The organism is Alistipes sp. CAG:268 (assembly GCA_000434235.1).
GTDB classification, from domain to species: domain Bacteria; phylum Bacteroidota; class Bacteroidia; order Bacteroidales; family Rikenellaceae; genus Alistipes; species Alistipes avistercoris.
Window position 1 is genome coordinate 37,309 of record FR892016.1, and the last position, 8,815, is coordinate 46,123.

The window sequence follows — 8,815 nt, forward strand, 5'->3', positions numbered from 1 at the left end:
GCTCGAACCCAATCTGGGCATCGTCGAGGTTCGCGACCACAAGTCGTTCGTCATGGCCGACATCCCCGGCATCATCGAGGGGGCGCACGAGGGCCGCGGCCTGGGCACGCGCTTCCTGCGCCACATCGAGCGCAACTCCGTGCTGCTGTTCATGATTCCGGCCGACAGCGACGACATCCGCCGCGACTACGACATCCTGCTGGGCGAGCTGACGCAGTACAACCCCGAGCTGCTGGACAAGGAGCGGCTGCTGGCCGTCACCAAGTGCGACATGCTCGACGACGGGCTGCTCGAGGAGCTGCGCGCACACCTGCCCGAGGGCATTCCCTCGGTCTTCATCTCTTCGGTCTCGGGGTTGAACATCGCGCGCCTGAAGGACATGCTTTGGGAGGCGCTGCAGCGTTAGGGGAACAGCAGGTCGCGGTTGGTGACGCGGAGCGAGTATTTGCCGCTGAAGCAGTCCACCACGCCATACAGGGAGCCTCTTCCTTCGGGGAGAGGCTCCTTTGCGTAGGAGCAGCTCCCGAGCGTGCGCACGGCGAGCGTGTTGCCCTGCTCGTCCACGATCGTCCGCTCGGTGGTCACCGTCCGCCCCGTTTCGGGGTCGGTGTCGCACCACGTCGCGCCGCTCTCGACGAAGCGCACGCCGTCGATCCGCACCCGGGTATCGACGAGCCCGGGTCCGATTCCGTCGATGGTCACCGTCCGGGCCGTGTGGCGCTCCTCGCCGGGCGGCTCTACCGTGAGGTATCGGCCCGTCTCCTCCGCCGGAATCCCCTCGGCTCCCTGCTCTCCGGCGCCGATGCCGATCCCGACCTTTCCGCCGTAGGCGCAGAGCCGCAGCCCCGCGCCGTGCAGCGTGGCCACATACCCGAAGGGAAATTCGGCGGCCGTACCCGTCTGATCGACGGCCACGGTGATTCCGCCCGTCTCGTCCTCCAGAACGATGGATTTGTAGAACTCCCCGTAGCGGTCGTTCGCGGTGATGAACCCGCGGACGGTGATCTCGCGGGTCACCAGCCGGCTTTCGGCCCCGTCGCACAGGGATTTGAGGTAGGCGATCGTGTGCCGCACGGGCTGCTCCTCCCGGGGGCGCGGCTCCGTGGCCCGGTCGCACCCCGCCGCGGCGAGCATACCGGCTGCCGCCAGCACCCCGACCGCTCTTCGGGCGGACGCACCGCTCCTTGCGGCCTTACGGCATCGGTCGGCAGTCGTTTTCATCGCGCAGTTTGAGTATGTACTCCTTCCCGTCGAGCTGGAGAATCCCCGTGAGCGTAACCGCTCCGACCGGAACCTCCTCTTCGGCGAAGTCGGCATAGGTGCGCACATAGGTGCGTATCTCCCGACCTTCGGCATCAGTGAAGCGCTTGTATCCGGCCCATTGCGACGGAGCGAGCTCTTCGGGCTCGTAGCGCAGCTCCTCGATCCGTACCAGCGTGCCGCACATGCGGGGCTCCAGCCCGCCGATCGTCCGCAGCGTCGGTTCCGGCTCCTTCACCTCGCCGCCGCAACGGGCCAATACCCGGTCGAGTGCCGCCTGCGAGCCGATGTAGTCGGTGGCGTAGCTGCTCCCGGGCGCGGGCATCCGCCCCGCCTGGAGCACCCCGCGGCTCTCGCCGACGGCCAGCTGCCTGAGGCGCAGCACGACACGGCACCCCCGCGGATAGTCGTTGTGCAGGTGGTCCGTCCCGGTCATGATCTCGATCGCCGCGCCCTGCTCCTCGATGCAGAGCGAGCGGTAGAAGTTGCCTCGTGTATCGTCGGATGTAACTACGCCCTCGACGACGATGTCTCCCGTCACCTCGAACGTCTCCCCGGCATACCGCTCCCGCAGGGCGGCGATGTGCTCGGTCGGCGTCCACGGCACCTGCTCCGCCCCGGGCTGCCCGAAGCGGGAGTCGTAACAGCCGGCCGCAACTGCAGCCGCCGCGACGATCCCGAGCCACCGCATCCGCCGCCTCATTCCTCGATGCGCGAATCCTTCAGTCCGAGGAAATAGAGTATTCCGTCGAGTCCGATCGTCGAGATCGACTGCCGGGCCGTGGCCTTGACCTTGGGTTTGGCGTGAAAGGCGATTCCGAGACCTGCGAGGTTGAGCATCGGCAGGTCGTTCGCCCCGTCGCCGACGGCCACCGACTGCGCGATGTTGATCGCCTCGAACTGGCAGAGCAGGCGGAGGAGTTCGGCCTTGCGGCGCCCGTCCACGATCTCGCCGACGTAGCGTCCGGTGAGCTTGCCCTCCTCGATCTCGAGCTCGTTGGCGTAGACGTAGTCGAACCCGTATTTCTGGCGGAGGTAGTTCCCGAAGTAGGTGAAGCCGCCGGAGAGGATCGCCGTCTTGTATCCCACGCGCTTGAGCACGGTCATCATGCGTTCGAGTCCCTCGGTGATGGGCAGCGAGCGTGCAATCTCCTCCATGACCGAGACGTCGAGTCCGCGCAGGAGTCCGACCCGCCGGGTGAAGCTCTCGCGGAAGTCGATCTCGCCGCGCATGGCGCTGGCCGTGATCTCGCGCACCTGCGGCCCGACGCCGGCCCTTTCGGCCAGCTCGTCGATCACCTCCGTCTCGATGAGCGTCGAGTCCATGTCGAAGCAGATCAGGCGCCGGCTGCGGCGGTAGATGTCGTCCTTCTGGAAGGAGACGTCGAGCCCCTGGTCCGAGAGGTTCATGAACCCCTCCTGCATCGTGCTGCGCTCCTCGTCGGTGAGCGATCCGCGCACCGAGAGCTCGATGCACGAGCGGGCCCGGCGGTCCTCCTCGCGCAGGGGCACGCGGCCCGTCAGGCGCTTGATGGCGTCGATGTTCAGCCCGTGTTCGGCCACGACCTTCGTCACCTCGGCGATGTGGCGTGCGGTCACCGTGCGCCCGAGCAGGGTGATGATGTAGCGGTTCTTGCCCTGGCGGCTGACCCAGTCTTCGTACTGCTCGGCCGAGATGGGGGTGAAGCGGATCATCACACCCAACTCCGAAGCCTTGAAGAGCAGCTCCTTCATGATGTTTCCCGACTTGTCGGGGGTCGTGCGGATGAGGATTCCGAGCGTGAGCGACTGGTGGATGTTGGCCTGTCCGATGTCGAGGATCGAGGCGTCATATCGTGCGAGGATCTCGGTCAGCGAGGAGGTCATTCCGGGCTTGTCCGCACCGGAGATGTTGATCTGTATGATCTCTACTTGGTTCAGCGGCTGCATGGTGCTCATTTCGTTTAAATGTCGTAAAATATGGACAAAGTTAATAAAATCTCCATTTTTTGGCTATTTTTGCCGAGTAAACCGTATGTGAAACGAACATGAATTTGCTGACCTCCCTGTTTTCGCCGCTCTTTGCGGCCGCTGATGAGGCTGCGCCGCTGATCGTTCCCGACAGCGTCCAGAAGGCCAACTTCGCCGAGGCCGTGCGCCGGCTGGCCAACCTGGATATCGATTCGCTGTTGCGCAGCCTGCTCTCGGAGTCGATCTGGATCGTGGTGAAGATCCTCATCGCGCTGGCCATCTATTTCATCGGGCGCTGGATCGTGCGGCGTCTGATCCGCTTCCTCGATGCGATCTGCGAGCGGCGCCAGGTCGATATCTCGCTGCGTTCGTTCCTGCGCAATACGGTCCGCGTGGTCTTCATGCTGCTGCTGGTACTCATCGTGGTCTCGACTTTGGGCGTCAATGTCACGTCGCTCATCGCCGTCTTCTCGGCCGCCACTCTGGCCATCGGTATGGCCCTGAGCGGCACGGCGCAGAACTTCGCCGGCGGGGTGATGATCCTGCTGATGAAGCCCTACCGCGTGGGCGACTACATCTCGGCCCAGGGCCAGTCGGGCACGGTGCGCGAGATCAAGCTCTTCTCGACGGTCATCACTACGGTGGACAACCAGACGATCTACATCCCCAACAACTCGATCGCCACGGCCATCATCGACAACTACTCGACGGCCGACCTGCGGCGTGTGGACTGGACGGTCGGCATCTCCTACGGCGATGACGTCGATGCGGCGCGGCAGGCCATCTTGGCGATGTTCTCCGCCGATGCGCGCATCCTGCGCGAACCCGAGGCTCCGGCTTCGGCCGTGGTGTGGGTCGGAGCGCTCGCCGACAGTTCGGTGAACCTCACCGTCCGTGCATGGACGCGCAATGCGGACTATTGGAACGTCTATTTCGAATACAACGAACGCTTCTACAAGGAGCTTCCCGCCGCGGGCATCAACTTCCCGTTCCCGCAGATGGACGTCCACCTGAAGAAGGAGTAACCATTAACCCAAAGATATTTTTACAGACTATGGAACTGAGAGAGATTCTTGCGATTTCGGGACAGCCCGGGCTTTATAAATACGTGGCGCAATCGATGCGCGGCGTGATCGTCGAGTCGTTGATCGACGGCCGCCGGATGAATGCCTCGGCCACGGCCAAGGTGAGCGCGCTGTCCGAGATTTCGATGTTCACCGAGGGCGACGACATCGCTCTGGCCGATGTCTTCACGCGCATCTATGCCCACACGGGCGGCAAGGAGGCCATCGACCCGAAGGAGACGCCCGAGCACCTGAAGGCCTACTTCGCCGAGGTGCTTCCGGAGTACGACCGCGACCGCGTCCATGTTTCCGACATGAAGAAATGCTTCTCGTGGTACAACATCCTGGTGCGTGCCGGCTTCACGGAGTTCAAGACCGCACCGGACGAGGCCTCCGGCGAGGCTCCTGCCGAGGCCTGATCCGCCGTGCCCGATCCGCTGCCTGGCCTCTGCCGGGCAGGCAAGACCTCCCGACCCGCTCCGGGTCGGGATTTTTTTTGTCCTCCGGGCTGCTCCGGAGTCCGTTTTCCGGCGAATTGTACTATTTTTGCGGAACAGGAACAAAACATCATGTCGATTATGGATCGGAAGACGAAAGTGCTGGCTCTGGTAGCCCACGACAACATGAAACGCGACCTGGCCGAATGGGTCGAATGGAATTGTGCGAAATTGAGTGCACACCATCTGGTGTGCACCGGGACGACGGGCAAGATGGTCGAGCGGACGCTGCGCGACCACCGGGGAGAGCACGATTTGAACACGCTGCCGCATCCCGAACTCCAGATCACGCTACTCAAGTCGGGCCCGCTGGGCGGTGACCAGCAGCTGGGTTCGCTCATTGCCGACGGACGCATCGACGCGCTAATCTTCTTCTGGGACCCGATGTCGGCGCAGCCCCACGATGTCGATGTCAAGGCCCTCCTGCGCCTGGCGACGCTCTATAATGTGCCGACGGCCGTCAATCGTTCGACGGCCGACTTCCTGATCTCCTCGCCCCTTTTCGAGGACGAGGATTACAAACCCGTCGTGAAGGACTACAAGGCCTACATCGAGCGGGTGCTGAAGTAACGGCCGCATGGTGGGGCCGACGCCCGGGCTTCCGGGCTCCCGCAAGACGAAACGGCACCGTGCAGCTGCACGGTGCCGTTTCGTCTTTGTATCGCGTTTCGGGTTACAGATCGTGCGAGAGGGGAGCGGGCACCGCCTCCGAGAGGTCGTATCCTCCCCAGCGCTCGGCCACGCAGTCGAGCGTGGCGAAAAGTTCGTCGATGTCGAGTGACGTGACCAGCTTCAGACGCGTCTCCTTGAAATTCGGCAACCCCTTGAAGTAGTTGGTCAGATGACGCCGCATTTCGAGAATGCCGACATGCTCTCCTTTGATCTCCAGCGATTTGTGCAGATGCTCCTTGGCGATCTCCACCCGTTCGACGACCGACGGCTGGGGCATCACCTCGCCCGTCGCGAGGTAGTGCTTCACCTCGCGGAAGATCCACGGCCGGCCGTAGGTTGCGCGGCCGATCATCACGCCGTCCACACCGTACCGGTCGAACATCTCTTTGGCCTTGGGCCCCGAATCGACGTCGCCGTTGCCGATGATTGGGATCCGGATCTGCGGGTTGTTCTTCACGCGCCCGATCAGGGTCCAGTCCGCTTCGCCGCGGTACATCTGGGCCCGCGTGCGGCCGTGGATCGTGAGCGCGGCGATGCCGACATCCTGCAGGCGGAGCGCAATCTCCTCGATGTTCTTCGACTCCTCGTCCCAGCCCAGCCGGGTCTTCACCGTCACGGGTTTCTTCACGGCGCGGACGATCTGCCGCGTCATCTCGACCATCAGCGGTACGTCGCGCATCATTCCCGACCCGGCCCCGCGTCCGGCGATCTTCTTCACCGGGCAGCCGAAGTTGATGTCGATGATGTCCGGTCCGGCGGCTTCGGCCATCCGGGCGGCCTCGACCATCGGCTCGATCAGGTGCCCGTAGATCTGTATGCCGACGGGCCGTTCCGCATCGTCGATCTCGAGTTTCTTGAGCGACTTCGCGGCGTCGCGTATGAGTCCGTCCGAGGAGATGAATTCGGTGTATACCACGTCGGCCCCGAACCGTTTGCACATGTAGCGGAACGAGGGGTCCGTGACGTCCTCCATGGGGGCGAGCAGCAGGGGCTTTTCGCCCAGGTCGATATCTGCGATTTTCATAGGGCAGGGTAGTGTGCGCCTTGATGCGCGGGGCAAAGATACGCAAAAAAACGCCACGCACCGCATTCCGCCTCCTTTGCCTTCTCCCTCCGGGTTCCGCCAGACCGCGTTCCCGCCCTTCGTCCCGTCTGCCCGGCCTTGCCGCCAGCCTTTCCCCGGCACCCTCCGGCCGTGTGGAAAACGGAAAAACGAAGGCGGAGGGCCCGAAGACCCTCCGCCGTTTCCCGTGTTTGCCGCTGCCTGCGGCCCGTTATTCGATCCGGAGCGTGAACTCACGGGTCTGGGGCGGGGTGCAGACGTGGTCGTCGCAGCTCTGCCAGCCCACCGTGCAGGTGGCCGTTCCCGTGCCGTTGCCCTTGACGGGCAGCGTCAGCGTCACCTCGTTCTCGTAGACGGTCGTTCCGGCCGATCCCGACTGCTGCGGGGCCGGGGCGATCAGTTCGCCGGCCGTGCATCCCTCGGGCAGCGAGGCCTCCACCGTCAGCGGAATGTAGGGATCCGATGCCCCTACCTGCCGGTATACGTGGAATCCGGGGTGGATGCGCATGCGCACCTCGATGGCACGGCTGTCGCCCTGGCCGACCATCCGGGCCGCCACGGCCACCGGTTCGGCCTGCGAGGTCTCGCCCAACTCGGCCTGCTTGCGCTCGGCCTCGGCCGAAGCCTCCTTTGCGGCCTTCTCGCGGGCGTGGTAATCGTTTCCGGGCAGCGAGGCCGGTCCGTCCACCATGAAGAACCATCCGCCGGACTCGGTGAAGAAGATCTTGTCGCGATACGTGTCGAGCCACTGGCGCCACTCCTCGGGCCGTGTGAACGTACAGAGCGTGTAGCGCCGCAGCACCCGCTCGGCCCGCTCGACCTCCTGGCCCTGCTCGAGGCACGATACGGCCTTCTCGAGCAGGCGGATGTCGTTGTTTGCGATACCCCAGGCCTTGCAGTCCTCATCCACGGTCATCACGTACATTCCCTCGCCGCCGTAGAAGTAGTCGCGGTTCTCGGCATAGTATTTCGGATAGGCCTCCAGGTCGGTGCCCAGCACCTCGAATGCCTCCTTTTCGTACCGCTTCAGATACTCCTCGAGCGTCATCGGACGCTGGGGCTTGAAGTTGAGGTAGTATGCCTCCTCGTCCGAGAGCTTCTCTCCGCGAGCCTTCTTGGCACGTGCCGCAGCCTGCTTCTCGGCCCCCTCGCGGTTGGCCTCCTCGGTCCAGCCGACGCGCTCCTCGTAGGGCTCCATCGAGGCCAGGTAGGTCAGCTCGCGCAGGTATTCGCGTGTGGCGATCCGGTCGTTGTACTTGCGCACGAGCATGCCCTTGCCCTTGAAGCGGGCGATGTAGCAAATGGCATTGGCCAGCACGGCCTTGGCCTCTTCGGTCAGGTAGGCGGGCGATGCGGCGAATCCCCACGTAAGGAAGTTGCCGTGGCGGCCGATGGCCACCGCGTCGAGCGTCTTGGCGCACACGCCGCTCGAGATGTACTCGGCATCGGGCGAGTCGGTGTATCCCCACGGACGCGATACCATGCCGATCGGGAACCCTTCGTCCGTCTTGTAGCCCTTGGTCTGCACGCGCCACATCATGATCGAGTCGGGCATCGGCCCGTCGTAATAATAGGTGTAGTGGAAAGCATCCTCGGGCGTCGGGCACTTTTCGAGGGTCAGCTTCGTCCGGAAGGGACCCTTGAAGATCGGGTGGTCCTCGACCATGTGGTGGGCCTGTGCGTCGAGGCAGAGACAGTACCAGTCGTTCTTCGAGCCGATGGCGCGACCCACATCCTCACCGACCGAGCCGATCGTCACGGCCGCGCAGTCGAAATCCTCGGGCAGCAGCTGCGGCCGCACGTAGCGTACGATGTTGCCCTCGGCGTCGGTTTCACGCACGGCAGGCTTTATGGCCGGGATCTTGCCGTCGAACACCGTCACGTCGTAGCCCTCCGACAACTCGGGCTTGTATGCCGAGCCCTCGATGACGGCCACCGAGTCGAACCGTTCGCGGAGAAACTCCCCGAACGCCTCCATGCGTTCCTTCACCGATGCAGCGTGCTCCTCGGGTGTTTTCTTCTGGAGGAAGGACTCGTAGTCGGGGTTTCCCCCGACGTAGAGTACCTTGAGCTCGGCCTTCCCCTCTGCATTGAGCCCTCCGGATGCGCATCCGGCCAGGAGTGCGCATCCGAGCAGTATGGTCAGTCGTTTCATCTTGCTTCGTATCAATAGGTATTTTGCTTGAGTTCACCCTTTGAGCGGTCGATGTCCACCGTCGGGATCGGGAGCGCGTAGTGGCGCGACCCGGGTTCGAGCGTGTAGGTCTTGGCGGGTTCGCCGTCGAGTACCGACGAGGTCGTGTAGGGAT

9 protein-coding genes are annotated in these 8,815 nt (G+C 63.8%); 4 read left to right on the forward strand and 5 right to left on the reverse strand.

Going from position 1 to position 8,815, the window contains the following annotated elements:
• On the forward strand, positions 1–406 hold a 406-nt coding region (locus tag QZL63_RS09355; RefSeq protein WP_290586695.1), incomplete at its 5' end, for a GTPase.
• Here the strand turns inward: QZL63_RS09355 and QZL63_RS09360 are convergent.
• From QZL63_RS09360 to serB, 3 genes are read right to left on the reverse strand one after another with little or no spacing between them, the layout of a single operon-like run.
• Positions 403–1,221, reverse strand: coding sequence for a DUF5689 domain-containing protein (locus tag QZL63_RS09360; protein WP_022309049.1), 819 nt, complete (start codon positions 1,219–1,221; stop codon positions 403–405). The two genes, QZL63_RS09355 and QZL63_RS09360, sit on opposite strands and share 4 nt — an antisense overlap.
• The gene (locus QZL63_RS09365; protein ID WP_290586698.1) at positions 1,193–1,951 is read right to left on the reverse strand and encodes a DUF5689 domain-containing protein; all 759 of its coding nucleotides are present in this window, start codon (positions 1,949–1,951) and stop codon (positions 1,193–1,195) included. Before QZL63_RS09365 ends, QZL63_RS09360 begins: the two co-directional genes overlap by 29 nt.
• An 8-nt stretch (positions 1,952–1,959) precedes the next feature.
• The gene (gene serB, locus QZL63_RS09370; RefSeq protein WP_022309051.1) at positions 1,960–3,189 is read right to left on the reverse strand and encodes a phosphoserine phosphatase SerB; all 1,230 of its coding nucleotides are present in this window, start codon (positions 3,187–3,189) and stop codon (positions 1,960–1,962) included.
• A 98-nt stretch (positions 3,190–3,287) separates the two neighbouring features.
• On the opposite strand from serB, the gene QZL63_RS09375 reads away from it, so the two are divergent.
• The 3 genes from QZL63_RS09375 (at position 3,288) to QZL63_RS09385 (ending at position 5,341) form a co-directional block, all read left to right on the forward strand.
• Complete coding sequence (locus tag QZL63_RS09375; protein ID WP_022309052.1) at positions 3,288–4,235, forward strand: mechanosensitive ion channel family protein; 948 nt, start codon at positions 3,288–3,290, stop codon at positions 4,233–4,235.
• Positions 4,236–4,264: 29 nt separating this feature from the next.
• Entirely contained in the window at positions 4,265–4,693 is a 429-nt protein-coding gene (locus tag QZL63_RS09380; RefSeq protein WP_022309053.1) for a DUF5606 family protein, read from the forward strand.
• A 159-nt stretch (positions 4,694–4,852) separates the two neighbouring features.
• Complete coding sequence (locus tag QZL63_RS09385; protein WP_022309054.1) at positions 4,853–5,341, forward strand: methylglyoxal synthase; 489 nt, start codon at positions 4,853–4,855, stop codon at positions 5,339–5,341.
• Positions 5,342–5,444: 103 nt separating this feature from the next.
• On the opposite strand, the gene dusB is transcribed toward QZL63_RS09385, so the two are convergent.
• Both dusB and QZL63_RS09395 read right to left on the reverse strand, forming a co-directional pair.
• Positions 5,445–6,467 (reverse strand): tRNA dihydrouridine synthase DusB, encoded by a 1,023-nt coding sequence (dusB, locus tag QZL63_RS09390; RefSeq protein ID WP_022309055.1) that lies wholly within the window; start codon positions 6,465–6,467, stop codon positions 5,445–5,447.
• Positions 6,468–6,717: 250 nt separating this feature from the next.
• Positions 6,718–8,661, reverse strand: coding sequence for a protein-disulfide reductase DsbD N-terminal domain-containing protein (locus QZL63_RS09395; RefSeq protein WP_022309056.1), 1,944 nt, complete (start codon positions 8,659–8,661; stop codon positions 6,718–6,720).
• Positions 8,662–8,815: the final 154 nt, after the last annotated feature.

Excerpts from the sequence above, each read along its gene's own strand:
- QZL63_RS09360 (WP_022309049.1), bottom strand. The coding sequence starts at position 1,221 with ATGAAAACGACTGCCGACCGATGCCGTAAGGCCGCAAGGAGCGGTGCG.
- QZL63_RS09365 (WP_290586698.1), bottom strand. The coding sequence starts at position 1,951 with ATGCGGTGGCTCGGGATCGTCGCGGCGGCTGCAGTTGCGGCCGGCTGT.
- serB (WP_022309051.1), bottom strand. The coding sequence starts at position 3,189 with ATGCAGCCGCTGAACCAAGTAGAGATCATACAGATCAACATCTCCGGT.
- QZL63_RS09375 (WP_022309052.1), top strand. The coding sequence starts at position 3,288 with ATGAATTTGCTGACCTCCCTGTTTTCGCCGCTCTTTGCGGCCGCTGAT.
- QZL63_RS09380 (WP_022309053.1), top strand. The coding sequence starts at position 4,265 with ATGGAACTGAGAGAGATTCTTGCGATTTCGGGACAGCCCGGGCTTTAT.
- QZL63_RS09385 (WP_022309054.1), top strand. The coding sequence starts at position 4,853 with ATGGATCGGAAGACGAAAGTGCTGGCTCTGGTAGCCCACGACAACATG.
- dusB (WP_022309055.1), bottom strand. The coding sequence starts at position 6,467 with ATGAAAATCGCAGATATCGACCTGGGCGAAAAGCCCCTGCTGCTCGCC.
- QZL63_RS09395 (WP_022309056.1), bottom strand. The coding sequence starts at position 8,661 with ATGAAACGACTGACCATACTGCTCGGATGCGCACTCCTGGCCGGATGC.